The following is a 26,265-nucleotide window of genomic DNA, read 5'->3' on the forward strand; positions in this document are numbered from 1 at the left end:
GTTGCGGCATGACCGCAGCCTTCGACCCTCCGGTCCCGCGCCCAGTCGGCGCGCCGGCGAGGGGGACGTGGGTTTATGAAAGTCTGCCGGCAGAACCCGCGGCGTGTCGGGTCGTTATTTGAAGCCGTGTTCGCATGTGCCCTGCGGCACCGCGCTCCTTTGTTTGTGGAGCCGGGCCCTCTCAGGCAATTCTCCCGCCATTCTTCCCGCTCCAGCGTGCTTGTGAAAACACAATAAGGCGCGGCATGCCGCTGCCTCCCGCTCTCGCGCCTGACAACCGCGGAGCGGAGGCCGGCCGAGCCGCTCTGGAGCCGTTCAATGAAACGCATGTTGTTCAATGCGACGCAGCAGGAAGAACTGCGCGTCGCCATCGTCGATGGGCAAAAACTCATCGACATCGACATTGAAACCGCCGGGCGCGAACAGCGCAAAGGCAACATTTACAAGGGCATCATCACCCGCATCGAGCCGTCGCTCGAAGCCTGTTTCGTCAACTACGGCGAAGACCGCCACGGTTTTCTGCCGTTTAAGGAAGTCGCCCGCCAGTATTTCCGCGACGGCGTCGACATGCGCTCCGCCCGCATCCAGGACGCGCTCAAGGAAGGTCAGGAACTGATCGTTCAGGTCGAAAAAGAAGAACGCGGCAACAAGGGCGCGGCCCTGACCACGTTCATCTCGCTCGCCGGCCGTTATCTGGTGCTGATGCCGAATAACCCGCGCGGCGGCGGCGTGTCGCGCCGGATCGAAGGCGACGACCGTCAGGAACTGCGCGAAACCATGGCGCAGCTGCAATTGCCGGAAGGCATGAGCATCATCGCGCGCACGGCCGGCATTGGCCGCAGCGCCGAAGAACTGCAGTGGGACCTGAACTACCTGATGCAGCTGTGGCGCGCGATCGAAGCCGCGTCGCAAAGCGGTTCGGCCGGCCAGCCGATGCTGATTTACCTCGAATCGAGCCTCGTGATTCGCGCGATTCGCGACTATTTCCAGCCGGACATCGGCGAAATTCTGATCGACACCACCGAAATCCATGACCAGGCGCGCGCCTTCATGGACATCGTGATGCCGGACAACGTCAGCAAGGTGAAGCGCTACCACGACGACGTGCCGCTCTTCTCGCGCTTCCAGATCGAGCATCAGATCGAAACGGCGTACTCGCGCACGGTGCCGCTGCCGTCGGGCGGCGCGATCGTGATCGACCACACGGAAGCACTCGTCGCCATCGACGTGAACTCGGCCCGCGCCACCAAGGGCGCCGACATCGAGGAAACGGCCGCGCGCACGAACCTCGAAGCCGCCGACGAAGTCGCGCGCCAGTTGCGTCTGCGCGACCTGGGCGGCCTGATCGTGATCGACTTCATCGACATGGAGTCGGCCAAGAGCCAGCGCGAAGTCGAACAGCGCCTGAAAGACGCGCTCAAGCACGACCGCGCGCGCGTCCAGATGGGCAAGATTTCGCGCTTCGGCCTGATGGAACTGTCGCGTCAGCGTCTGCGTCCGGCGCTGTCGGAAGGCAGCCACGTGACCTGCCCGCGCTGTAACGGCACGGGTCATATCCGCGATACCGAATCGTCCGCGCTGCAAGTGCTGCGGATCATTCAGGAAGAAGCGATGAAGGAAAACACCGCGGCGATCCATTGCCAGGTGCCGGTCGAGGTGACCGCCTTCCTGCTGAACGAAAAGCGCTCGGAAATCAACAAGATCGAGTCGCGCTTCAAGGTCAACGTCGTGCTGGTGCCGAACAAGCATCTGGACACGCCGCATTACAAGCTGGAACGCCTGCGTCACGACGACGCCCGCCTCGACGAGCCGCGCGCGTCCTGGAAGATGGCCGAGGAAGCGGCTCGCGAGCTCGAGTCGGAAACCGGCTACAGCAAGCGAACCGAAGAAGTGAAGCCGAAGCAGGAAGCGGCGGTCAAGGGCATCACGCCTGAGAAGCCGGCGCCGAGCGCGCCGGTTCGCCCGGTCGCGGCACCGGCTCCGGTTGCGGTGACGCAGGCGAGCGGCGGCTTCATCGGCTGGTTGAAGAATCTGTTCGGCGTGCAGCCGGCGGCGCCGGCACCGGTTGCGCCGGCTACGACAGAAAAGCAGGCCCGTCCGCAGCGCGGCGAACGCACGGAGCGCGGTGAGCGTACCGGCGAACGCGGCGGCGATCGTAACCGCAATCGCCGTGGCGGCGCGGGCGGCCGTGACGTGGCAGCGCGTGGTGAAGGTGCAAACGGCGGCCGTCAGGGCCAGCAGCCGTCGCAGCGTCGTGAGGAACGGGAACCGCGTGAAGCACGCGAGGGACGCGAGGTTCGGGAACCACGCGAAGGCCGTGAACCGCGCGAGGCACGGGAAGCACGCGAACCGCGTGGCAACCGCGAACCGCGTGAGAACCGTGAGCCGCGCGAAGCACGCGAAGGCCGTGAAGGCCGCGACCGCGACACCCGCGGCGCCGACCGTGCGGAAGCAGTGGAAAGCACCCCGCGCGGCGAACGCCAGGAACGCGGTGAGCGTCGGGAACGTGGCGAACGTGCTGAGCGCGGCGAGCGTCGCAAGCCGCAGACGGAAACCGCGGACGCGTTGACGCAAGCCGATACCCAGATCGCAGAGGACGTGGCGCAAAACCAGGCCGCCCTCACTGAAAACGTTGCGCCGGTCGATCAGGAAGCGGTGGCGCGTGAGGGCGAAGAGCGTCGTCGTCGCCGTCGCGGCCGTCGTGGCGGTCGTCGTGAGCGTGAGGAAGACGTCAACGGCAATCTGGCTGCGGACGTCGCGGAAGCGGAAGGCGACAACGCCAACGTGAGCGAGGACGCACCCGTGCGCGTCGCCCAGCAGCCGGTGGAACGCAAGCCGGAAGCGAACGAAGCGAATGAAGTGGCGCCGGTGGAAGTCGTCGTTGCCGCCGTCGCGACCGAAAAGGCTGTCGTCAGCGAACTGCACGCGGCCACGGAAACGCCGGCCCTCGCCGCCGAAAAGGCTGCGAAGACCGAAACGATCGTGCCGGTCGCGGAACTGCCGGCTGCTCCGGCTGCCGTCGAACCGGTTGCCGAAGCGCCGGTCGCCGACACTCCGGTCGCGGCCACCGCGCCCGCCGAACCGGCTCAGGCAGTCCTCGCGGCTGCGGAAACGGTATCGCCGGCTCCAGAACCGGTCGTTCGTGAAGAGACACCGGCTGTTGTGCCGGCCGCTGAAGCGCAAGCAGCACCGGCTCACGTCGAGCCCGCCGCTCCGGCCGAAGTAGTCGCCGCGCCGGTCGCTGAGCCCGCGCCGCAAGCCGAAATCGTCGAACCGAAACCGGCCGCGGACGAAGCCGCGCCGGCAGTGGAGCCGGCGATTGCAGCGCCGTCGCAAGCCGTGCAAGCCACGCAGGCAGCAGAGGTGTCGCAAGCGGCCAAGCCGGCTCAGGCGTCGTTCAACGGCGGGGTGTCGGCGGAAGCGCTGAAGCCCGTGCTGGAGAAAGCCGGTCTCGTCTGGGTCAATACGGACGCCGACAAGCTGCGCGCCGCGCAGCAAGCCGCCGCGCAGACGGTGAAGCCGCCGCGCGTCGTGCGCGAACGCAAGCCGTTGCCGCCGACCGACAGCGCGCCGATGCAGCAAGTGGAAACCAACAGGCATCCGCAGTAAGTCTGCGATGCCGCTTTCGAAAAGCCCGCCTCACCGGCGGGCTTTTTTTCGCCCGAAGAACCGCAGCCCGCCCGCAGCCAGTAGCCATCCCCGTAAACCCCGAAGGCGCCCGCCCTCGCCCTGCTGGAACATGCATTTCCGATAGAATGAAGAACTCGCCTTCCCGGTTTGGCGCAACCCAAGCAACCCATGTCCCGACGCATCATCCCTGTTGCCGATCTCAGCGCGGCGCCGGTCATCTCCGGTCCGCTGCAGACGCCTAGCGGCGCGCTGCATGACACGCTCGCGCGCCCGCTGCGCGACCTGCGCATTTCGGTGACGGACCGGTGCAATTTCCGCTGCGTCTACTGCATGCCGCGCGCCGTGTTCGACAAGGACTATGCGTTCCTGCCGCACAGCGCGTTGCTGACCTTCGAGGAAATCGAACGGCTTGCGCGGCTCTTCGTCGCGCATGGTGTCGAGAAAATTCGTCTGACGGGCGGCGAACCGCTGCTGCGCAAGAACCTCGAATTCCTGATCGAGCGGCTCGCGCAGCTCACCACGCCGGCCGGCCGGCCGCTCGACCTGACGCTGACCACCAACGGCTCGCTTCTCGCGCGCAAAGCCCGCAGCCTGAAAGACGCTGGCCTGACTCGCGTGACCGTCAGCCTCGACGCGCTCGACGACACGCTGTTTCGCCGCATGAACGACGCGGACTTCGCGGTAGCCGACGTGCTCGACGGCATTGCCGCCGCGCAGGCTGTGGGACTCGCGCCCGTGAAGGTCAACATGGTGGTCAAGCGCGGCACGAACGACAGCGAAATCGTGCCGATGGCGCGCCATTTCAAAGGCTCGGGCACGGTGCTGCGGTTCATCGAGTACATGGACGTCGGCACGTCGAACGGTTGGAACATGACCGAAGTGCTGCCTTCCGCCGATGTCGTCGCGCGCATCGCCGAGCATTTCCCGCTTGCGCCGCTCGAAGCGCATAGCGCCGCGGAAACCGCGCAACGCTGGGGTTACGCGGACGGCAGCGGCGAGATCGGCGTGATCTCCAGCGTGACGCGCGCGTTCTGCGCAAGCTGCACGCGGGCGCGCCTTTCGACCGAGGGCAAGCTGTACCTGTGCCTGTTCGCATCGGCGGGCCACGACCTGCGCGCGCTGCTGCGCGCCGGAGCGAGCGACGCCGACATCGCGACGGCCGTCGCCGAAACCTGGCAAGGCCGCGGCGACCGCTACTCGCAACTGCGCGGCAGCAACGCGGCCGACTCCGGCGCGCAGGATGCCCGCCGCGTCGAAATGTCGTACATCGGCGGCTGATCGGCGCATGGAGCCAACCCCGCGGCCGACACGCGAACGGATCACCGGCCTCGTGCTCGCGGGCGGGCGCGGCACCCGCATGGGCGGCGTCGACAAAGGCTTGCAGCCACTGCACGGCGAACCGCTCGCCGCGCATGTGTTGAAGCGCCTCGCGCCACAAACCGCCGCGCTGCTGATCAGCGCGAATCGTCACGCGAACATTTACGCCGCACTCGGCGCGCCGTTCGGCGCAAAGATCGTCGCCGATACGCTGCCCGACTTTCCTGGCCCACTGGCCGGCTTGCTCGCCGGTTTGCGCGCGGCCGAAAGCGATTATCTGCTGAGCGCACCGTGTGACACGCCGTGGCTGCCCGTGGATCTGGGTGCACGGCTCACTGAAGCGCTCGAGTCGAATGCCGCCGACATCGCCACCGTCACGACCTCGGACGCCGGCGGCAATGTATCGCTGCACCCGGTCTTCGCGCTGCTGCGCACCCGTCTCGCCGACGACCTCGCGGATTTTCTCGAAGCCGGCGAGCGCAAGGTCCGCGCGTGGTACGCGCGCCACACGACCGTGGAAGTCGCCTTTACCGACGAGCGCGCGTTTTACAATATCAATTCTTTACAAGAACTCGCCGACCTCGAGCGTCATCGGGGTCCCGGCTGAAATCCCGCTCCGCCGCACGGCAAGCGCCACGCCCGCCGCCGGCCGCGACGTCCCGCTTCTTCATGACCACGCAAAACGAATTTTCCCGCTGCGTCGCGCAGTACGATCCTCATGCGCTGCCTGTTTCGGCGGCTCAGGCGATTACTCGCGAGTGGGCCACGCCCGTCGCCGCGGTCGAACGCGTGGCACTGCGCGATGCACTCGACCGCGTGCTCGCCGCAGACATCGTCTCGCCGATCGACGTTCCCTCGCACGACAATTCCGCGATGGACGGCTATGCGTTCAACCGCGCCGCATTGACGAGCGGCGCGCCGTCCGTCGAACTCGCAGTGGTCGGCAAGGCGTTGGCGGGCCATCCGTTCGCGGGCCGCGTCGAAGCAACGGCGCAATGCGTGCGCGTAATGACGGGCGCCTGCATTCCGGACGGTTGCGATACGGTCGTGCCGCAGGAGCTGGTCGAGCGCAGCGCCGATTCTGCGTCGATCCGTTTTGCAGCCGACGCCGTGCAGGCCGGCGCAAACCGGCGCCTGGCCGGCGAGGACCTCGCCCGCGGCCATGCGGCGTTGCGCGCGGGCCGCGTGATCCGCGCGTCCGATTTAGGCTTGCTGGCTTCGCTCGGCATCGGGGAAATCAATGTCCGGCGGCGTTTGCGCGTCGCCTTCTTTTCGACCGGCGACGAGTTGCGCTCGCTCGGCGAGCCGCTCGAAGCGGGCTCCGTGTACGACAGCAATCGCTACACGCTCTTCGCGATGCTGCGCCGCCTGAACGTGGACACGCTCGATCTCGGCGTGATCCGCGACGAACCCGCCGCGCTCGAAGCCGCGTTGCGCAGCGCCGCGGCGAGCGCGGACGTGGTGCTGACCTCGGGCGGCGTCTCGGTCGGCGAGGCGGATGTGACGAGGCGCTTGTTGCAAACATTCGGCGACGTCGCGTTCTGGAGTCTCGCCATGCGCCCCGGCCGCCCCCTCGCATTTGGCCGCATCTGGTCCGGCGAGCGGCCGGGTGTCGGACTGCCTGCGTTATTCTTCGGTCTGCCGGGCAATCCGGTGGCCGTCATGGTGACGTTCTATCAGATCGTCCGCGAGGTTCTGCTGCTCATGTCGGGCGCCACGCCGCAGCCGCTGCCGGTGATCCACGCGGCAAGCCTGCGCTCGATCCGCAAGCGCCCCGGACGCACTGAGTTTCAGCGCGGCATCGCCGCCCAGCATGCAAACGGCCAATGGCAGGTCACGCCGACAGAGTCGCAAAGCTCGGGCGTGCTGAGTTCGATGAGCGAAGCCAATTGTTTCATCGTGCTCGGCCATGAAGACGGCGACGTTGCCGAGGGCGAGCGCGTCAGTATCATGCTGTTCCACGGCCTGATCTAACGGTTCGGCGAACATTCGCGATCCGGCGCTGTCATCACCGGCACATTTGTTTTACCCATTACCACTACGACATGCGGGTTTGACTTACATGAAAAAACAGATCTCGTTCATTGCACCGGGACAAACGGCCAAAGCACTTATCCTCGTCTACCTGACGTTCTCCGTGCCTATCGTGCTGCTGGGCGTGCTGGTCGCGTTCGTGCGCTACGGTTCGGTTGAATTGAGCACGGTGTTCAGCGCGCTGCTGCTGAATGCGATTCTCGGCTTCATCCTGCTGTGGATCGCCTGCCACGCGTACAACTGGGTGGCGTCGCGCTTCGGCGGCATTGAAATCCAGTTGACCGACGCACCCGAAGAAGCATGACGCGCGCTGCGTTCCGCGTCACTGCCGCCGAGCCCGCGAGCGCGGGCCCGGTCGGGCAGCAGGCGCGGACCGCCGATGTCCACGCGCGGCGTCAGCCTCTTGTTACCTCACTGCTCATCGGGCTCGATGCCCGGCACTGCACCGCCGCCTATCAAACCATTCGCCTCCTCGCCGGGTAGGGCCTCCACGTCGCGCAGCTTGCGGTTCATGACGCGAGTGCGCGTCTCCGCCGCTTCGATGGAACGCGTGACCGTTTCGAGCTGCGCCTTCGTCCTCGCGAGCACATCGCCGAATTTGCCGAACTCCGTCTTGACCGCGCCGAGCACCTGCCACACCTCGCTCGAGCGCCGTTCGATGGCAAGCGTGCGAAAACCCATCTGCAAACTGTTGAGCAACGCGGTCAGCGTGGTGGGACCGGCAATCGTCACGCGATACTCGCGTTGCAGCAGATCCGAGAGCCCCGGCCGACGCAGCACTTCGGCGTACAAACCTTCGGTCGGCAGGAACAGCAGCGCGAAGTCGGTGGTGTGCGGCGGCGACACGTACTTCTCGGCGATGCTGCGTGCCTCCGCGCGAATCCGCGCTTCGAGCGCGCGCGACGCTTCTTCTACCGCGAGCGGGTCGGCTCTTTCCTGCGCGTCGATCAGGCGTTCGTAGTCTTCGCGCGGAAACTTCGCGTCGATTGGGAGCCACACTGGCGCCGCCGCGCCGCCCGCGGCACCGGCCGCGCCCGCCACGCCCGCTTCTACCCGCCCCGGCAAGCGAATCGCAAACTCGACGCGATCAGCGCTTTTCGGCACCGTGGCCACGTTCTTCGCGTATTGGTCCGCGGTGAGCAGTTGCTCGAGCAATGCCTCGAGCTGCACTTCGCCCCAGGTGCCACGCGTCTTGACGTTCGTCAGCACCTTCTTCAGATCGCCGACGCCGGCCGCAAGCGTCTGCATTTCGCCCAGGCCGCGATGCACCTGCTCGAGCCGATCGGACACGAGCTTGAACGATTCGCCCAGTCGTTGTTCGAGCGTGGCGTGCAGTTTTTCGTCGACGGTGCGGCGCATTTCTTCCAGCTTGCTCGCGTTGTTCGCCTCGATGTCCTTGAGCCGCTGCTCGATGGTCGCGCGAACTTCGGCGAAGCGCCGGTCGCTCGCCTCGGTGAGGTGCCCGAGTTGCAGGCTGAGCGTATCGCCGAACTGCTTGAGCGAGCGCCCCTGTTCATCGCGCGCCTGTTGCGCCTGCTGCTGCAGACTGTGACGCACCGCGTCGAGCTGTTGCGCGAATCCGTCGATCTTGCCGCCCTGCACCGTCGTCATGCTGCTGAATTGCGCGGCCAGCGTCTGCTGGAAATGCGCAAAGCCGCTGCTCTGCTCGGTGCGCGAAACGCGCGCCGTCTCCGTGATGTCGTTGCGCAATTGCCGCTCGATGCGCTCATACGCGTGCGCCTGCGCATCGGCTGCCGCGTCGATGCGTTCGTTCAGCAGGTCGAACTGTTCCTGTTCGCCGGCGCGGCCCCGGCCGCGCATCAGCAACGCCAAAGCAAGCACGAGAGCGACCGCGAGCACCGCGACGGCCGCGACCAGAATCATCGTCATGCACGCGCCCGGCCGATGACTTCGGCATTGATCGGATTAGGCGGCTGACCCGCGCGCGGACCTTCGCCAAGACCGGCGATCAGGTTATCCGCGGCGAGATTAGCCATCGCGCGGCGCGTCGCTTCTGTCGCGCTCGCGATATGCGGCGTCAACACGATGTTCGGCACCGTGAGCAGATCGGGGTTCAGATTCGGCTCGCCTTCGAACACATCGAGACCGGCCGCGGCGATCTGCTTTGCACGCAGCGCCTGAACGAGCGCCGCATCGTCGACGATACCGCCGCGCGCGATATTCGTCAGCGTCGCGGTCGGCTTCATCAGCGCGAGTTCGGCCGCACCGATCGTGTGATGGTTTTCCTTCGTGTACGGCAAAACGAGCACGACATGATCGGCACGCCGCAACAGGTCCTGCTTCGACACGTATTCGGCATTCAGTTCGGCTTCGATTTCCGGCGCGACGCGCGAACGGTTGTGATAGATCACCTGCATGTTGAAGCCGCGCGCACGCCGCGCGAGCGCCTGACCGATACGGCCCATGCCGATCACGCCCAGCGTCGAGCCGTGGATGTCGCCGCCGAGAAAGCCGTCATATGACCACTTCTGCCACTTGCCCGCGCGCAGCCAGTGCTCCGATTCGGCGATGCGCCTGGCCGCGGCCATCATCAGCGCCCAGCCGAAGTCGGCGGTCGATTCGTTCAGCACGTCCGGCGTGTTCGTGCCGAGCACGTTCGCCGCGTTGAACGCGGCCATGTCGAAGTTGTTGTAGCCCACCGCCATATTCGACACCACGCGCAGACGCGGCGCGGCCGCGAGAACGTCGGCGCCGATCGGGTCGCCGGCAGTCAACGCGCCGTCCTTGTCGGCGAGGCGGCGCTTGAGTTCTTCCGCCGGCAGCACGTCGCCCTGATTCCAGTCGACGTCGAAATACTGTTGAAGCCGTTCGATCACGTCAGGAAAAATCGGACGGGCGACGAGGATCTTCTGCATTGCAATTCTCCGTGTAGCGAATCGAGTGAGACAGCCTCGGCAGCAGGCCCGGTGTCAGAAAAACAGCCAGCCGGTGACGAGAAAAAGCGGCAGCAACACCGCGCCTGACCAACCGAGATAAGCGAAAAAGCTCGGCATGCGCACACCGCGCGACTCCGCGATGGACTTCACCATAAAGTTCGGCGCGTTGCCGATATAACTGTTCGCGCCCATGAAGACCGCGCCCGCCGAGATCGCAGCAAGCGTGGTGGCGCCAGTGGTCATTAGCGACTGTGCGTCGCCGCCGGCCAGGTTGAAAAACACGAGATAGGTGGGCGCGTTGTCGAGAAACGAAGATAGCAGGCCCGTCGCCCAGAAGTACATCGCGTCGTGCGGCTGGCCTGCGGAATCGTTGACCAGATGCACGATGCCGGCAAACGCGCCGGCTTCGCCCGCACGCAGCATCGTGATAACCGGCGCAATCGTCACGAAGATGCCGGCAAAGAGCTTGGCGACCTCTTCGATCGGCGCCCAGTTGAAGTCGTTGCCTGCGCGAGCCGCACGGGGCGTCCACAGAATCGAAAGCACCGTGACGCCGATGAGCGCAACGTCGCGCACGACGTTCTGCAGGGCCACGTGCGTGCCGAACACGTCGAAGCTCACGCCCGGCTTCCATAGCCCGCTCATCAGGACGAGGCCGACCACCGCGCCGAGCAGCACAAAATTGATCTTGCCGTCGATCCCGAGCCGAGGCGAATCCGGCGTCGGATCGAGGAAGAGCGAGCGCTCCTCTTCCCGTCGATGGAAATAATACGAGTCGAGACAATAGAACGCGACGAGCAGCACCGCGCACACGAACAGCATCGGCAACGCGAGATGCGTGGTGGTCCAGAAGAAGTCGACGCCCTGCAGGAAGCCGAGGAACAGCGGCGGATCGCCCAGCGGCGACAAAGAGCCGCCGGCATTCGCCACCAGAAAGATGAAGAACACGACGACGTGAACGACGTGCCGCCGATTATCGTTCGCGCGCAGCAACGGTCGGATCAGCAGCATGGCCGCGCCGGTCGTGCCCATCACGCTCGCGAGCAAGGTGCCGAGCGCGAGGATCGTCACGTTCAGCCGCGGCGTGCCGTGCAGATTGCCGCGCACGCAAATACCGCCCGCGACCGTGTAGAGCGCGGTAAGCAGCACGATGAACGGAATGTACTCTTCGAGTAACGCATGGATGAGCGTGGCGAAGGCAACGTCCGAGCCGAATGCGAACGCGAACGGCGCCAGAAACGCCAGCGCCCACGCCGCCGCGATCTTGCCGAAATGGTGATGCCAGAAAGCCGGCGCGACGAGCGGAAAGACGGCAATGGAAAGCAGCACGCCGGCGAACGGCAATCCCCATAGCGCGGAAAGCGTTGCGCCATCCAATGTCGCGGCGCACGCGAGTTGAGGCCAGCTCATTAACGTCAATGCAGCAGCGAGCACCATGCTCGCCGGAGCGGCACGTCTAGTCATATGCAACAGATTCCCTGGTTCTTTTGAAATGGCAACTGACGGCGCAAGCCGGCGTACATCGGCGAACGAATAGACGCCGCCGCGGCACTCAGGCGCCGAGTACGACGATCACGTGCACCCGATAGGGCCCGTGCGCGCCCAGCACGATGGTCTGTTCGATATCGCCGGTGCGTGAAGGCCCCGAAACGAAGTTGACCGCACGCGGCAACTCGCCCCGCTCGCTACGAATCAGCGCGAACGCTTCTTCATGTCCCGCCACGATGCGCGAAGCCGGCACGATGGCGATGTGCGTTTCGGGAAGCAGGCCTGCTGACGCATAAGTCTCGGGCCCTGACAGCAGCACGAGTGAGCCGGTTTCGGCAGTGGCGCAAAAGCAGCCGGTGAGACCGACCACGTCGCCGTCTTTCGGCTTGCGAAATTCGACGGTGAGGCCCGCGTCGCTCCAGCGCAGATCCTGCAGCGTCTGCCACGCGATCGCCTGCAACGGCAATGCATGTTCGACCAGATAGCGATGTGCGGCGATCGGCACGTCGCTCAGCGACTCAACCGTGTCGATCGTGGTGGACAATTTCTGCGCTTCTTCGATGAAGCGCGCGGTGAGATCCGCAGGCATGTCGGGGCGCGGACCCGGCGGATGGCGCGCGAGATAATCCGCCGCGGCCTCGCGTTCGGACGCGGACGGCTCGGGCTCACGGCCTTGCGCCGCGCGGATGCGCGCCAGGATATTGCGGCGGGCAATCGATGTGTCCATATGCGAAAGTCCTCGATAGTCCTCGTGTGCATGGCCATGCGAGATGCGGGGCGTGCATGCGAGGAATTATACCGGCCACCCTCCGCGCGAACACCCTGGCCGAACGGCATAGGAACACATCGGACACGCGACAAACGCGCTACAAACCCGCTACTTCGCGGGCTCTTCCTCGGGCTGCGCGATGCCGAAAACCTGCCGCAGATACGCGAGATACGCCTTGTCGTCGCACATGTTCTTGCCCGGCGAATCCGACAGTTTCGCCACCGGCTGCCCATTGCAACGGACCATCTTGATGACGATCTGCAGCGGGTTATAGCCGAGATCGTTGGTCAGATTGGTGCCCACGCCGAATGCGAGCTTGCACCGTCCGCGGAAGCGCTCGTAGAGTTGCAGCACCTTGGGAATGTCCAGCGCGTCGGAGAACACGAGGATCTTCGTGCGCGGATCGCAACGGTTCGCTTCATAGTGCTGGAGCAGGCGCTCGCCCCAATCGAACGGATCGCCGGAGTCGTGACGCGCGCCGTCGAACAGCTTGCAGAAGTACATGTCGAAGTCGCGCAAAAACGCCTGCATGCCGTACACGTCGGAGAGCGCAATACCCAGGTCGCCGCGATATTCCTTCGCCCACATTTCGAAGCCGAAGATCTGCGAATCGCGCAGCCGCGGACCCAGCGCCTGGCACGCCTGCAAGTACTCGTGCGCCATCGTGCCGAGCGGCGTGAGGCTGTGCTTCATCGCGTAAAAGACGTTGCTCGTGCCGGCGAACTGCTCGCCGAGACCGTCCTTCAACGTGAGGATCACTTCTTCGTGCCATTGCTTCGAGAAGCGGCGGCGCGTGCCGTAGTCGGCGATCTTGCAGTCGGCGAATTCCGGCCGCGCGCCGAGAAGTTTCATCTTCTCGACGAGGCGCCCGCGACCTTCGCTGTAGTCCGGTTCCTGTTGCGTGTTGCGGAAATAGACTTCGTTGACGATCGCGAGCATCGGAATCTCGAACAGGATCGTGTGCAGCCACGGACCCTTGATCTCGATGTCGATCTCGCCGTTGTTCTTCGGCGAAGGCTCGATCGAAATGTACTTCTCGTTCAGATGAAAGAGCGCGAGAAACTCGATGAAATCGCCCTTGATGAAACGCATGCGCCGCAGGTAGTCGAGTTCCTCGTCGGTGAAGCGCAGCTTGCAGAGCTTGCGCACTTCCGCGCGTATTTCGCCGATGTACGGCACGAGGTCGACGTTCGGCGTGCGGCAACGAAAGCGGTACTCGACGTTGGCCGCGGGAAAATGATGCAGGACCACCTGCATCATCGTGAACTTGTACAGATCGGTGTCGAGCAGCGAAGTAATAATCATGATGGTGCGAACGGGACTGCGAAGTACGGGAGGCGTGACTCAACCCATGCATACGGCGCGCCTCGTGCGCACCGGCTTGACGCATGTTACCCGAATGCGCCGGCCTTCAGGCTCCCGGCCGCGGCCCGCGCGGCGCCGCTTGCCGTCGGCGGGATACTGTTTTCGCGCGCAATAAACTAATCACGAAAACATATAAAAGGCGTTGTGTGATGCCGCATGCGCCTCTTGACGTTACGTTACAATAGCGCTTTTGGCGTTTGCGCCTTTCTGATTCCGCATGCAGGAGCTGCCTGAATGACTCACGTTGTGACCGAAAGCTGCATCAAGTGCCGCTATACCGACTGCGTCGATGTGTGCCCGGTGGACTGCTTTCGCGAAGGTCCCAACTTCCTCGCGATCGACCCCGATGAATGCATCGACTGCGCTGTGTGCGTGGCCGAGTGCCCGGTGAACGCCATTTACGCCGAGGAAGACGTGCCGGGCGACCAGCAAAACTTCATCGAGTTGAATGCCGATCTCGCCAAGAACTGGCCGAGCATCACCAAGACGAAGGCCCCGCTGCCGGAAGCCGACGAGTTCAAGGACGTCAAGGAAAAGCTCGCGCTGCTGGTGCGCTGAGCGTTGCGGCGCTGTCGGTACGCGGCCGTTTCAGCCAAATCGAGATGAACGCGAAGTATTGACAGGTGCGAAAGCTGCTCCTACAATTCCGTTTCTCTGCTGTTGTTGTTCTGTTCCTCGATAGCTCAGTCGGTAGAGCGCCGGACTGTTAATCCGTAGGTCCCTGGTTCGAGCCCAGGTCGAGGAGCCAAGAATTGCAAAAGCCCGTTAACCAAGACGGGCTTTTTTATGTAGATCAAGTTGTACTGCTGTTCCTCGATAGCTCAGTCGGTAGAGCGCCGGACTGTTAATCCGTAGGTCCCTGGTTCGAGCCCAGGTCGAGGAGCCAAAATTCGAAGGCCCGCATCCGTGCGGGCCTTTTTGTTTTGCCGATGGCTTTGGCCATCCATCGTCGCGCGAACGACGCGGCGGTATACGATGACGGCTTCGCAGCGCATCACCGCGCTGCCCAACGAACCCTGCTCATCAGTCGGCAATCTCATGAAATTCATCTCGTTGCGCACGGCGCCTGCGGCCGCGTTTGCGGTCGCACTTACAGCTGCGTTTGCACTGGCCTCCACCGCGCTCGTGCCGTTTGCGCACGCCGAGGAAGTCGGCAGCGTCAATACGAACTTTCGCATCACCGGCTCGGATCGCGTGGTCGTCGAGGCTTATGACGATCCTCTCGTGCAAGGTGTGACCTGCTACGTATCGCGCGCGCGGACGGGCGGCGTCAAGGGCACGCTCGGCATCGCCGAAGACCCCACGGAGGCGTCCATCGCCTGCCGCCAGGTCGGTGCGATCCACTTCAGCGGACCGCTCAAGCAGCAAGCCGATGTGTTCTCCGTCAGCATGTCGCTGATCTTCAAGGCGCTGCATGTCGTGCGCGTGGTCGACACGAAACGCAACGCGCTCGTCTATCTCACGTACAGCGACCGCGTGGTGAGCGGCAGCGCGAAAAACAGCGTGAGCGCCGTGCCCATGCCGGCCGGCACGACCATTCCGCTCAAGTGAGCCCGCAGCGGCGAGACAACGCGCGACATAGCAGCACATAACCAGCGTCCTACGAAAAAGTGCAGCATGCGCATAGCCGGAAGGCGCATGCCGCCGACCGCTTGCCCGCGCTAAACTGAGTGGCTGAATGAAAGCCATGCCATGACCGCCGCCCATCGTTTTCGCAACTCCGCCCGTTACTGGCGCACGCCGCTTCTGCCCGGCGCGGACCTGCTCACGGCCGAATATCACGATCACGAATTCGCGCCGCATTGGCACGACGCGTACACGATCCCGGTGATCGTCGCGGGCGCGGAAGGCTACCGGTATCGCGGCTCGGACTACGTTGCCGAAGCGGGCGGCGTGCCGATCATCAACCCCGGCGAGTTGCACACGGGCTCGAAGGCGGTGGAGGCCGGCTGGCGGTATCGCGTGATGTATGCGCCCGTGCAGTTCATCCACGAACTCGCCGACGAAGTCGCCGGCAAGCCGCAGCCGCTGCCGTGGTTCACGCCCGGCGTGATCCGCGATCCTGATCTCGCCGCGCGGCTCGCGAACGCGCATCGTCTGCTCGAAGACGGCGCCGACGCGCTCGCCGCGGAAGCCGCGATGCTCGACGCGCTGTCCACCTTGCTCGTGCGCTACGCGCAGACACAGCCGGAACCCTCGCGCGTTGCCGCCGACGACGCCCGCGTCGCGACGATGAAAGAGCGTCTGACGGGCGATTTGCTAGAGCCCGTTACGCTCGCCGAACTCGCGCAGGCCGCGGGGCTCTCGCCGTTTCACGCGGCGCGGCTCTTTAACCGCGCGACCGGCCTGCCGCCGCACGCGTGGCGCAACCAGGTGCGGCTGCAACGCGCGCTTGCGCCGCTGCGCGCGGGCGTTCCAGTCACCGATGTGGCCGCCGCCAGCGGCTTCACCGATCAGAGCCACTTCACGCGGCACTTCCGGCGCATGTTCGGCGTGCCGCCCGGACGCTGGCAGGGAGCGTGACGATCGCTCGTCCGCAAGAACGTACAAGTGCGGCCGCGCCTCGCCCGCTATGCTTCCCGGCTCAAGGAGGCAAGTCTTGACCCGCTCGAACCATCTCAAGGAATTCACCGCCGGCGCACGCGACATCATCCCGATGATGATCGGCGCAGCGCCCTTCGGTGTCATTTACGGCACGCTCGTCGCGTCCGGCCCGCTGCAGTTGTGGCACGGCCAGTTGATGTCGCTCGTCGTATTCGCCGGCTCCGCGCAGTTCATTGCGCTCGGGCTGATCGCCGGTCACGCGAGTTTTGCCGTGATCTGGGCGACGACGCTCGTCGTCAATCTGCGGCACGTACTGTACAGCGCGACGCTCGCGCCGCATGTGGCGCATCTGCCGGCGCGCTGGCGCTGGGCGCTCGGCGCGCTTCTCACCGACGAGGTCTTCGCGGTCGCCTGGGAGCACTATCGCCACCGTGAGCCGGGCACCGTTGGACCGCACTACTTCTTCGGCGCGGGTCTCGCGATGTATCTGAACTGGCAGTGCTGGACGATCGCCGGTCTGCTGTTCGGCGCGGCGTTTCCGGGCCTGCAATCGCTCGGGCTCGACTTCGCGATGGTCGCGACGTTTATCGCGATCGTCGTGCCGCAACTGGTTGCGCTGCGCTACATCGCGGCAGCGGTCACTGCGGGCACGCTGGCCTTCCTCTGGCAGGCGTGGCCGTACAAGCTCGGCCTGCTCGCTGCGGTGTTCGCGGGCGTCGTCGTCGGCGTTCTGCTGTCGACGCCGGGGCTTCGTTCGCGGCGCTCGCGCCGTTCCGCGGAGGCGTCGCGATGAACTACGTCGTCCTGATACTCGGCATGGCGCTGATCACCTGGGTGATTCGCGCGGCCGTCTTCGTGCTCGGCGACCGGCTGGTGTTTCCGCCGCTGGTGCGCACTGCCCTCGGCTTCGTGCCGGTCACCGTGCTGACAGCGATCATCGTGCCGATGGCCGTCTCGCCGCATGGCGCCGACGCCGGCGCCGAGTTGACCTGGCGCAATCCGCAACTGGTCGGCGCGCTGGCCGCTGTGGCGGCGAGCGCGCTGACGCGGCGCCCGCTGGTCACCATCGCGATTGGGCTGGCGGTGTTTTTTGTTTGGCAATGCGTGGTGCTGAGGTAGTGACTTGGGCGGCGCCCTGGTGAGTGCCTACTCACGTGGGAAGCGGCGCTGGTGGCGGTTGCGCCCGTCGCATTGCCAATGGCTGCGGCGGCCGGCCGCCGCAAACGCCTGCGCGTCTGCTCGCCTGACGCGTTGCCCGCCGCCGCTAACGCCCGGTCGTTCGCTCACCCGACGCATTGCCCGTCGCCTACGCGTGCTCGTCCACTCGCCGGATGCAGTGCCCACCGCCGCCTGCACCCGCTCGTCCGCGCGCCGGACGCATAGTCCGCCGCCGCCCGCTCGTCCACTCACCCGACGCATTGCCCGCCGCCTACGCCCGTGCTCGTCCACTCACCCGATGCAGTGCCCACCGCCGCCTACGCCCGCTCGTCCGCGCGCCGGATGCATAATCCACCGCCACCAACGCCCCCGCTCGTCCCGCTCGTCCCGCTCGCCGGACGCATTGGCCGCCGTCGCCGCCGCCCACTCCTCAGCATCCTCGCCGCATCCCGCCGCCAAAGGACGCCTCCAGCGCCCGCGCGCTACCCGATAAAACCCTTAAGTTTCCCGTCAATCCGCCGATAAGCAGTCGAGGTCCGCTCGTCGGGATACGGGATACGTCCCGCCAACGACGCGGCAACAGGCAGGAATCAAGCGCGTGGCCATCGATCGCGCGTCGAATCTCCGGGTCCGCTTGCGACCGGAGCACACGACGAGGCCGCGCGGCAGGACCAAACGGGATAGACACATGGGTCAAATCACCCTCACGCTCAAAGACGAGACCATCGCGACGCTGCGCAAGGATTTCGAGGCTTTTCTGCGCGTATCGCTGAAGCTCGATCCGCAGTTCGCGACGCCGTCGTTCGAGGACTTTTTGCGCGCAAAGCTGCTCGACAACATGGTGCCGCTGACCGAACACGCGGTTCAGCGGATGTTGCAGGGCGGCCAGTATGCATGGGCGAAACGCACGCTGGACAAGGAGTTCCCGGACGTCGTCGCGATTCTGATGCAGCAGGCCGGCGAGTTCGGCTTCGGCTTCGCGGCACGCTCGGAATGGACGCCGGAAGAACTCGCCAAGCAGTGCCGCGACTGGGCGGCGGCCATCGTCAAGGAAGCCGAAGGCGACGCCGTGCTGGTCGACCCGCTCGCCGCGCAGATCAAGGGCGCCGTGCAGGACATCCAGGCGCTCGAGGAAGTCATGCAGACGCCGGCATGGCGGCTCGTCGAATCGTTGCGTCAGCGCGTGTACGAGGCGAAGGTCGCGTGCGAAACGAACGTGGGCAGCACGGCGCGCGAAAAGCTCGGCGAACTGCGCGGGCTGTTGCGCCTCGGCATTTCGCACGGCTCGTTCCAGAAACAGGAAGCGCAGCAGATCATGGAATATCTGCGCCTGCTGAAACCGGAAATTTTCGTCGAAGAACCGTACGACGTGTTTTCGCGGATGGCGGCATGGCTGCGCAACTTTTTCGTTCCGCCGCGTCCGACGCCTCAGCAGCAGCAACGTCAGTCGCGGTGAGCGTGGTGAGCGCTTAGCCGCTTTCCGGGCAATTTGTGGCTGCGGTCTTTGGCGCGGTGGTTTTTGGCGCTGTGGTCTTTGGCGCTGTGGTCTTTGGCGCTGTGGTCTTTGGCGCGGTGGTCCTTGGGCGCGGTGGTCTTGGCGCTGTGGTCTTGGCGCTGTGGTCTTGGCGCTGTGGTCTTGGCGCTGTGGTCTTGACGCGGTGGTCTTGGCGCGGTGGTCTTGGCGCGGTGGCCTTTGGGCGCTGCGGTCTTTGGCCGCGGTGGCCGCCTCGCGTGGCTGCTTCCGGGGCATTGGGGCGCTGCGGCCTCTGGTCACCTTGCTCGCCCCCGCCGCGCCGCTAGCGCCCCGCCGCACCGACCCCACTTGTCTCGCCGATGACTGCTCCGGCAAGCCGCCAGCAACCGGCTATAACCGGCTCTCAATCCCACATCTTCCTAAGCCTCGCCCCGATTTCGATCTTCGCCTGCGCCGCCGCGGCCAGCCCGGCGGCTGTCGGCGCGCTCGCCACCGGCACGCGCGGCCACGCATAAGCGTCGAACAAGGGCATCAGATGCGCGGGAATGAAGCGCGTGCGCGACGCCCACACATGGCGGTCGCCGAGATGCGTCTGGTTGTGCACGTAAAAGCGCTGCGGCACGACGATATGCAGATCTTCCTTCGCGCGCGTCATCGCCACGTAGAGCAGACGGCGCTCCTCGTCGATTTCGTCTTCGCTGCCCGTGCCGAGGTCGGACGGAATGCAGCCGTCGACACCATTCAGCACGAACACGTTGCGCCACTCCTGCCCCTTCGCCGAATGGATGGTGGACAGGATCAGATAGTCTTCGTCGATGAGCGGCACGCCCGATTCGTCGCTGGTGGCGTCGGGCGGATCGAGCGTCAGTTCGGTGAGAAAGCGTTCGCGCGACGCATAGGTGCCCGCGATGCTTTCCATCTGCAGCACGTCGGCATGGCGGATCGCGGCGTCTTCGTGATTGCGCGCGAGGTGCGGCTCGTACCAGCGCCGCACCATCTCGAACTCGGCGGGCCACGGCGTCTGCCGCCCGTACACGCTCGACATCAGCCTGACGAACGGATGCCAGTCCTCCTGCGCGCGGGGCGGCGGCGCGAACGCCGCGAGCGCGTTGGCCGCCGAGTTGGCCAGACCCTCGGCCACAGTCCCGGCCGGATTGCCGACACCGCCGCCAGCACCGCCGCCGACACCTGCGCCGACACCGGCGCCGGCACGAGCGACGATCTCGTCCAGCACCTTCGCGGCGGTGGCCGGCCCCACGCCCGGCAGCAGTTGCACGACGCGGAAGCCGGCCACGCGATCGCGCGGATTCTCGGCCCAGCGCAGCACGGCAAGCACGTCCTTCACATGCACCGAATCGAGAAACTTGAGTCCGCCGAACTTGACGAACGGGATGTTGCGCCGCGTAAGCTCGATTTCGAGCGCGGCGCTGTGATGCGCGGCGCGAAACAGCACCGCCTGCGATTTCAGCTTCATGCCCTGCTCGCGCGCTTCGAGCACCTGTTCGACGACGTAGCGCGCCTGGTCGGCCTCGTCGGCGACGGTCACGAGACGCGGGCGTTGCGCCGATGCCTTGTCGGTCCACAAGTTCTTCGTGTAGCGCTCGCTGGCCAGTTCGATCACGGCATTGGACGCGGCGAGAATCGGCTGTGTCGAACGGTAATTGCGCTCGAGCGTGATCTGCGTGGCGGGCGGATCGAATTGCGCCGGAAAGTCGAGAATGTTGCGCACGGTCGCGCCGCGAAACGAGTAGATCGACTGGGCGTCGTCGCCGACCACGGTCAGGCCGCGGCCGTCGGGCTTCAGCGCGAGCAGGATGGACGCCTGCAGGCGGTTGGTGTCCTGATACTCGTCGACGAGCACATGATCGAAGCGCGCCGACAGATCGGCGGCAATGGCCGGCTCGGCGGCCATGTGCGACCAGTAGAGCAGCAGATCGTCGTAATCGAGCACGCTTTGCTTCTGTTTGGCGTCGACATAAGCGGCGAACAGCATGCGCAAATCCGCCTCCCATTCCCGGCACCACGGAAACGCGCTGTCCAAAACCTGGCCGAGCGACGCGCCCGTGTTCACCACGCGCGAATAGATCGCGAAGCAGGTGCTCTTGGCCGGAAAGCGCCGTTCTTTCGCCGACAGCCCGAGTTCATGACGCACCAGGTTCATCAGGTCGGCGGAATCCTCGCGGTCGTTGATCGTGAAGGCCGGCGCAAGGCCGATCAGCTCCGCATATTCGCGCAACAGCCGCGCGCCGACGCTATGGAAGGTGCCCGCCCACGTCAGCCCTTGCGCGAGCGCGGCGCGCGTACCGAGCGCCGCGGTGGCGATGCGCGTGACGCGGCGAGTCATTTCGAGCGCCGCGCGGCGCGAGAACGTGAGCAGCAGAATCCGCCGGGGATCGGCGCCTTTCACCATCAGATTCGCGACGCGATGCGCGAGCGTGTTGGTCTTGCCGGAACCCGCGCCCGCGATCACCAGTAACGCGCCGGGCGGTGCGTGCGGCGTATCCGCGCCGTATTCGACGGCCTCGCGCTGCGCGTCGTTGAGCTTCGTGAGCCAGGCGGCGGCGTCGGATGGCGGCGGAGATTCGGCGACGGAAAGCACGTTTTTTGGCAGGCATTGGATGGATTGGGGAGCGACGCATACTGTATATCCATACAACCCTGGCGCACAAGCGCCCTTTTTTCGCGGACGGCTCCGGGCGTTGTACGCAGACTTGGCGCGGGACGCGTGGCGCCGTATGGCGTCGGCGGCCAGCAAGCCCGAGTCAGAAAACACAACGGCCCGTTCGCTTCACGCTGAACGGGCCGTCATGGACCAGCAAGCCTTCCGGCTCCTTCATCGCGCCGAGAGCCAGAACCCTACTGCTTCTTGGCATCCTTCAAATTGGCCTCGGCATTAGCCTTGTCGGCGTCGGCTTGCGCCTCGGTCTTTTCCTTGTTGGCCTTGGCTTGCGCGACAGCCGCCTTCTTGTCCGCCTTCGACTGCTCCTTCGCCGCCTTCTTGTCGGCGTGCGTGACCGGGGCGGCGGCCGGATCGCTAGCCTGGGCGAAAGCCACCGACGACAGGCAGCCCGCGATCATCAGCGCGCAAAGCCGGCCAGCGGCGGATTTCATCGACTTCGTAGATTGAGTGCTGTTCATGCGATACCTCCTTGCCAAATCTAAATCTCATGGGCCCGGGCGAGAGCGCGTCGCGCCCGGGCGCAAGTCCGACGTGCCGGGCGCATCGCGCCCCGACGCGACCGGCGATTAATGCTTGACCTCGCCGCCGTCGGTCTGCGCGCCGGCCTGGCCCTGCATGTTCATCTTCATTTCGTTGCTGGCGGCCTGCTTGTCCGCCTTCATGTTGATCTTCGCGTCGCGCACCTGCTCCGTGTACTCGGACTTCGCGGCCTTCTGCTGCTGCTTCAACTCGGCCTTCGATGCCTTCTTCGACGCGCGGTATTCCGCGCTCGCCTTCGCGTTCGCTTCGCGCTTCTGCACGAGCGGATCGGCCGAGCCCGGCGCCGTCAGACGCGTCGGCGGCGGCGTGACCGGCTGCACGCCCTGCGCGGCGGGCGCTGCCGGCGCGACATCGGCGCCCGGCGTCTGTGCCTGAAGTTGCGCTTGCGTATTCACGCCCGCGGCCGGCTGGATCGGCTGAACGGGTTGGCTGGTCTGCGCCACAGCCGCGGTGGCGGCAAAGGCGGTCATGGCGGTACCGATCAGTAGCGTACGAATCTGGGTCATGGCGATTTCCTCTTCAGGTTGTCGTGATGCGAGCCGTCCGGCGCCGCGTCGGCGACGCTTTGCAGGACACCTCCCGGTCTGCTCACAGCCGAACAAATTTTCGGCAAGCTTTGCTGCTGAGACCCACTTTACGAGTGAAGTCGTTTCGTGGCGACCGGTGTTACGCGACGTTTCACTTTCTGACAAGCGCATAACATCTGCTTGCATTTGCTTGCGATGCGCTCGCCGACGCGCGGCCGGCATCCGCAATGACGCGGGCAAACGCACTGGCAAACACAGCGCGCCTTCTTCAGGGCAAGCTTGTGGCTTATGATGCGAACCCCTCGCCTGAAGGTGCAACGCCCATGCCCAACCTCGATTTCACGCTCACTGGCGACTACGTCGAACTCCACAATCTGCTGAAGATTACGGGACTCGCGGACAGCGGCGGCCAGGCCAAACTGATGGTCGCCGACGGCGCGGTGACCGTCGACGGCCGCGTCGAAACGCGTAAAACGTGCAAGATCCGCGCGGGTCAGGTGGTGCTGCTCGGCGACACGCGGATCGCAGTCCACGAGGCTTGACGCGGGCGCTGCGCCGGACCACGAGATTCCGCAGCCGGCTCGCGCACCAAAAACGTGCGTTCTCCATCGACAGTTCAGCGGCCACACAATAAGCTGTTGGTTTTGCCAGACACGCGCATGGACCCACGTCGTCGGCTTCGGAACTCGTGGCTGCACGCGCCATCGCGGCGAACGCGCCAGCTTTTAGCCGCCGCCGCGTCCCCCGCTTGCCCGCGCCTCGTGCGCCGGCCGCTACGCCGTGCGTAAGCCGCGCCGTCCGCAAGCCCATGCCCCTGTCGCCCAACGCGCTGTCCCGATCCGCTCAATACGCACGCTCCATGACCCAATCCGGCTTCACCCGGTCCGCCGCCCCGCCGCCGACTTTCTCGCGCCACGCCGCCGACACCGCGCGGCTCGCCGCGCCGCTCGCGATCGCGCAACTGTCGCAAATGGCGATGGCCGTCACCGACACCATCCTGCTCGGCTCACTCGGCCCCGACGCGCTCGCGGCCGGCGGCCTCGGCGCGAATCTCTTCTTCGTCGTGGTGACGCTGCTGCAGGGCGTGCTGACGTCCGTCAGCGTGAGCGTCTCGCATGCGCGCGGCGCGCAGGACGAAAGCCGCGTGCCGCACATCTACTGGACCGGTTTCGTGCTGTCGGTGCTGCTGTCGGTGCCGGCGTTCGCGCTGCTGTCGTTCGCCACGCCGATCCTGCTCGCGTTCGGCGAGCCCGCGCTGCTCGCGCACAACGTCGGCGAATATGCGGCGGTGCTGCGCTGGGGCGCGCTCGGCAGCCTGATCGGCGTGGGTCTGATGCGCTCGTTTTTGCCGGCGATCGGCGCGGCGCGGCGGCTCCTGTGGGTATCGCTCGTGAGCGTCGGCGTGAACGGCGTTCTGAACTACGGGCTGATTCACGGCGCGTACGGCCTGCCGCGGCTCGGTTTTCTTGGCTCGGCCGCCGCGACGTCGATCACCGTCTGGCTGACCGCGCTCGTGCTGATGGCGCTGTTGCACCTGCGGCCGCGCTATCGCCACTTCGTCGTCGCAACGCGCCCCAATGTCCCGCTGATGGGCGAGCTGTTCGGCATCGGCTGGCCTGTTGCGATCACCTATGGCGTGGAGTCGACGCTCTTTCTCGCGACCGGTCTGATGGTCGGCCTGCTCGGCGAATCGCAACTGGCCGCGCACCAGATCGCGCTGAACGTCGCGTCGGTGGCCTTCATGGTGCCGCTCGCGATCGGCCAGGCGGCCAATGTGCGCGTCGGCTTCTGGTCCGGCGCGGGGCAGCCGCTGGCCGCGCGCCACGCGGGCTTCGTCGCGCTCGCGCTCGGCGTCGGCTTCATGACGCTGTCGGGCATCGTGCTGATCGCGGCGCCGCACTGGATCGTCGGCCTCTACCTGCATCTCGACGATCCGGCGAATGCCGCGACCGTCGCGCTCGCGAGTTCGCTGCTCGGCGTGGCCGCTATTTTTCAGATCGTCGACGGCATGCAGACAGTCGGTTCCGGTTGCCTGCGCGGTCTCAAAGACACCCGCATACCGATGATCGCCGCGGCCTTCGGTTACTGGGTGATCGGCTTTCCGACCGGCTATACGCTCGCGTTTCACTTCGGACTCGGCGCGCGCGGTTTGTGGTGGGGACTCGCGGCCGGGCTCGCGAGCGTCGCGTTGCTGATGACGCTGCGCTTTCACAAGCTGAGCTTGCGGCGCGTGCCGGCGAAGGATGCGCCGCCTGCTGCATCGGTGTGAAAGCGGCAGGACCAGGCGGGTCTGCGGGAATGAGCGCGCGGAAATAAGCGCGAGTACGGCAGCGGCAATTTCGTGCGTCGAGGCGCTACTTCGTGCTGCCTCGCGGAACGCTTACTTTCGTTGCACGCGCAACGAAGCGTCCGGCAGCCTTTGCGCGGCAACGGTAAAATGCGCGTTCGTTCCGAGCGACGCGACCCCGCGTCCATCCGACGAAAAAACGCGGCCGCGCTCCTCACAAAGGACCGCGCCGCCGGCAGGTCCGCCATCCGCTGACGCACTGCCTTTCTCCTGCAAGAGACGAACAGCGCAACCGGCGCGACACACACGCTGCGGGTAAGCGGCTCGCACGCGGCCGATCCGATCCGTAACGGCACCGCCGCTTCGCAGAACCATCGCCGCGCGCCGCGCCAATAGCGCTTAATACGGCATTACTAGAGACCCGCGCTTTTCGCCAGTCGCTTCTCACGAAAAAATACCCAACCAAGGACCTCGCCTCATGCTTGCCCGCATCACCCGTCTCTTTCCACTCTGGGCCGTGCTCATTTCGGTTGCCGCCTATTCGTCGCCGGCATCGTTTTCCGGCATCGCGCCGCACGTCACCACACTCCTCACCATCATCATGCTGGCGATGGGCGTCACGCTCTCCGTCGCCGATTTCCAGCGCGTCTTCACGCGGCCCGCGCCGGTGATCGCAGGCATCGTGCTGCATTACCTCGTGATGCCGCTTGCCGCCTGGGCGATCGCGAAGGCGTTGCGCATGCCGCCCGACCTGACGGCGGGCATGGTGCTGGTCGGCAGCGTTGCGAGCGGCACGGCGTCGAACGTGATGATCTATCTCGCGCGCGGCGACGTCGCGCTGTCGGTAACGATCAGCGCGTTGTCCACGCTGGTCGGCGTGTTCGCGACGCCGCTCTTCACGCGCCTTTATGTGGACGCGTCGATCGCGGTCGACGTGCACGGCATGCTGATGAGCATCCTGCAGATCGTCGCGTTGCCGATCGTCGTCGGCCTCGCGGTGAATCATCTGTTCAACAAGACGGTGCGCAAAGTGGAACCCGTGCTGCCGCTCGTGTCGATGGTCGCGATTCTGCTGATCATCGGCGCGGTGGTGGGCGGCACGCAAAAGAGCATTGCGTCCGTCGGCCTCGTCGTGATGTTCGGCGTCGTGCTGCACAACGGCATCGGTCTGCTCGGCGGTTATTGGGGCGGCCGTCTGCTCGGTTTCGACGAAGCCGTCTGCCGCACGCTCGCCATCGAAGTCGGCATGCAGAACTCGGGCCTCGCCGCGACGCTCGGCAAGCTGTATTTCACGCCGATCGCCGCGTTGCCGGGCGCCTTGTTCTCGGTGTGGCATAACCTCTCGGGCTCGCTGCTCGCGGGCTTCTGGGCAGGGCGTCCGGCGAAAGGCTCGACCCATGCCAACGACGAACGCGCGGTGAATCCCGGACGCGTCTAAGCACGCCTATCTCGTGCCGCCGCCAACAGTCCGGCGGCCCGATTCCCCTTAGAATGGTTTTCTCGGCGGCGCGTGTGAAGACACTGCGCCGCCGCACGAAAAGCCTGAACAACAAAG

The 26,265-nt window shown here is 65.5% G+C and carries 22 protein-coding genes and 2 tRNA genes; 16 read left to right on the forward strand and 8 right to left on the reverse strand.

Annotation, left to right across the window (positions count from 1 at the left end; genetic code table 11):
- Positions 1-318: 318 nt before the first annotated feature.
- From CUJ91_RS13085 to CUJ91_RS13105, 5 genes are all read left to right on the forward strand, one after another.
- Complete coding sequence (locus CUJ91_RS13085) at positions 319-3,609, forward strand: Rne/Rng family ribonuclease (protein WP_114156339.1); 3,291 nt, start codon at positions 319-321, stop codon at positions 3,607-3,609.
- Positions 3,610-3,798: 189 nt separating this feature from the next.
- Positions 3,799-4,908 carry a GTP 3',8-cyclase MoaA gene (gene moaA / locus CUJ91_RS13090; RefSeq protein ID WP_114156340.1) on the forward strand — a complete coding sequence of 370 codons (1,110 nt, stop codon included), beginning with the start codon at positions 3,799-3,801 and terminating at the stop codon, positions 4,906-4,908.
- Between the two features lie 7 nt (positions 4,909-4,915).
- On the forward strand, positions 4,916-5,554 hold the full coding sequence (gene mobA, locus CUJ91_RS13095; RefSeq protein WP_114156341.1) for a molybdenum cofactor guanylyltransferase MobA: 639 nt from the start codon (positions 4,916-4,918) through the stop codon (positions 5,552-5,554).
- Positions 5,555-5,616: 62 nt separating this feature from the next.
- Complete coding sequence (gene moeA / locus CUJ91_RS13100) at positions 5,617-6,921, forward strand: molybdopterin molybdotransferase MoeA (RefSeq protein ID WP_029967808.1); 1,305 nt, start codon at positions 5,617-5,619, stop codon at positions 6,919-6,921.
- An 88-nt stretch (positions 6,922-7,009) separates the two neighbouring features.
- On the forward strand, positions 7,010-7,285 hold the full coding sequence (locus CUJ91_RS13105) for a hypothetical protein (protein WP_006053283.1): 276 nt from the start codon (positions 7,010-7,012) through the stop codon (positions 7,283-7,285).
- Positions 7,286-7,392: 107 nt separating this feature from the next.
- Here CUJ91_RS13105 and CUJ91_RS13110 read toward each other — a convergent pair whose 3' ends face one another.
- From CUJ91_RS13110 to pncB, 5 genes are all read right to left on the reverse strand, one after another.
- Entirely contained in the window at positions 7,393-8,871 is a 1,479-nt protein-coding gene (locus CUJ91_RS13110; RefSeq protein WP_114156342.1) for a DNA recombination protein RmuC, read from the reverse strand.
- Positions 8,868-9,857 (reverse strand): 2-hydroxyacid dehydrogenase, encoded by a 990-nt coding sequence (locus CUJ91_RS13115; RefSeq protein ID WP_114156343.1) that lies wholly within the window; start codon positions 9,855-9,857, stop codon positions 8,868-8,870. The genes CUJ91_RS13110 and CUJ91_RS13115 overlap by 4 nt, the downstream gene beginning before the upstream one ends.
- A 54-nt stretch (positions 9,858-9,911) precedes the next feature.
- On the reverse strand, positions 9,912-11,342 hold the full coding sequence (locus tag CUJ91_RS13120; RefSeq protein WP_114156344.1) for a sodium:proton antiporter: 1,431 nt from the start codon (positions 11,340-11,342) through the stop codon (positions 9,912-9,914).
- Positions 11,343-11,430: 88 nt separating this feature from the next.
- Positions 11,431-12,093, reverse strand: a complete 663-nt coding sequence (locus tag CUJ91_RS13125) for a LutC/YkgG family protein (protein WP_006052864.1) — start codon at positions 12,091-12,093, stop codon at positions 11,431-11,433.
- Positions 12,094-12,243: 150 nt separating this feature from the next.
- Positions 12,244-13,440, reverse strand: a complete 1,197-nt coding sequence (pncB, locus tag CUJ91_RS13130; protein WP_006052863.1) for a nicotinate phosphoribosyltransferase — start codon at positions 13,438-13,440, stop codon at positions 12,244-12,246.
- Positions 13,441-13,734: 294 nt separating this feature from the next.
- Here pncB and fdxA point away from each other — a divergent pair, with 294 nt between their 5' ends.
- The 8 genes from fdxA to CUJ91_RS13175 all read left to right on the forward strand — a co-directional run bounded on the left by fdxA (position 13,735) and on the right by CUJ91_RS13175 (position 18,658).
- Positions 13,735-14,058 (forward strand): ferredoxin FdxA, encoded by a 324-nt coding sequence (gene fdxA, locus CUJ91_RS13140; RefSeq protein WP_006052862.1) that lies wholly within the window; start codon positions 13,735-13,737, stop codon positions 14,056-14,058.
- A gap of 114 nt (positions 14,059-14,172) precedes the next feature.
- Positions 14,173-14,248 (forward strand) — tRNA-Asn (locus CUJ91_RS13145).
- A 62-nt stretch (positions 14,249-14,310) separates the two neighbouring features.
- Positions 14,311-14,386, forward strand: a tRNA-Asn gene (locus tag CUJ91_RS13150).
- A gap of 152 nt (positions 14,387-14,538) precedes the next feature.
- Positions 14,539-15,051, forward strand: coding sequence for a CreA family protein (locus CUJ91_RS13155; protein WP_114156730.1), 513 nt, complete (start codon positions 14,539-14,541; stop codon positions 15,049-15,051).
- A gap of 141 nt (positions 15,052-15,192) precedes the next feature.
- Positions 15,193-16,023 carry a helix-turn-helix transcriptional regulator gene (locus tag CUJ91_RS13160; protein WP_006052860.1) on the forward strand — a complete coding sequence of 277 codons (831 nt, stop codon included), beginning with the start codon at positions 15,193-15,195 and terminating at the stop codon, positions 16,021-16,023.
- A gap of 49 nt (positions 16,024-16,072) precedes the next feature.
- A complete protein-coding gene (locus tag CUJ91_RS13165; RefSeq protein ID WP_044022017.1) occupies positions 16,073-16,837 on the forward strand; it encodes an AzlC family ABC transporter permease in 765 nt (254 codons plus the stop codon).
- A complete protein-coding gene (locus CUJ91_RS13170) occupies positions 16,834-17,163 on the forward strand; it encodes an AzlD domain-containing protein (protein WP_006052858.1) in 330 nt (109 codons plus the stop codon). Before CUJ91_RS13165 ends, CUJ91_RS13170 begins: the two co-directional genes overlap by 4 nt.
- Before the next feature lie 727 nt (positions 17,164-17,890).
- Positions 17,891-18,658, forward strand: a complete 768-nt coding sequence (locus CUJ91_RS13175; RefSeq protein ID WP_006052857.1) for a DUF4088 family protein — start codon at positions 17,891-17,893, stop codon at positions 18,656-18,658.
- 421 nt (positions 18,659-19,079) lie between these two features.
- Here the strand turns inward: CUJ91_RS13175 and CUJ91_RS13180 are convergent, their stop codons facing one another.
- The 3 genes from CUJ91_RS13180 to CUJ91_RS13190 all read right to left on the reverse strand — a co-directional run bounded on the left by CUJ91_RS13180 (position 19,080) and on the right by CUJ91_RS13190 (position 22,402).
- Positions 19,080-21,275, reverse strand: coding sequence for an ATP-dependent helicase (locus CUJ91_RS13180; RefSeq protein ID WP_114156345.1), 2,196 nt, complete (start codon positions 21,273-21,275; stop codon positions 19,080-19,082).
- Between the two features lie 257 nt (positions 21,276-21,532).
- Positions 21,533-21,814: a hypothetical protein gene (locus CUJ91_RS13185; protein ID WP_006052855.1), complete on the reverse strand. Its 282-nt coding sequence runs from the start codon at positions 21,812-21,814 to the stop codon at positions 21,533-21,535.
- Positions 21,815-21,922: 108 nt separating this feature from the next.
- A complete protein-coding gene (locus CUJ91_RS13190) occupies positions 21,923-22,402 on the reverse strand; it encodes a hypothetical protein (protein WP_114156346.1) in 480 nt (159 codons plus the stop codon).
- Between the two features lie 344 nt (positions 22,403-22,746).
- Here CUJ91_RS13190 and CUJ91_RS13195 point away from each other — a divergent pair, with 344 nt between their 5' ends.
- The 3 genes from CUJ91_RS13195 to panS all read left to right on the forward strand — a co-directional run bounded on the left by CUJ91_RS13195 (position 22,747) and on the right by panS (position 26,148).
- The gene (locus CUJ91_RS13195) at positions 22,747-22,965 is read left to right on the forward strand and encodes an RNA-binding S4 domain-containing protein (RefSeq protein ID WP_006052853.1); all 219 of its coding nucleotides are present in this window, start codon (positions 22,747-22,749) and stop codon (positions 22,963-22,965) included.
- Between the two features lie 317 nt (positions 22,966-23,282).
- A complete protein-coding gene (locus CUJ91_RS13200; protein ID WP_029967820.1) occupies positions 23,283-24,692 on the forward strand; it encodes an MATE family efflux transporter in 1,410 nt (469 codons plus the stop codon).
- 496 nt (positions 24,693-25,188) lie between these two features.
- Complete coding sequence (gene panS / locus CUJ91_RS13205; RefSeq protein ID WP_114156347.1) at positions 25,189-26,148, forward strand: ketopantoate/pantoate/pantothenate transporter PanS; 960 nt, start codon at positions 25,189-25,191, stop codon at positions 26,146-26,148.
- Positions 26,149-26,265 lie beyond the last annotated feature (117 nt).

It is taken from the genome of Paraburkholderia graminis (assembly GCF_003330785.1).
GTDB lineage: Bacteria > Pseudomonadota > Gammaproteobacteria > Burkholderiales > Burkholderiaceae > Paraburkholderia > Paraburkholderia graminis.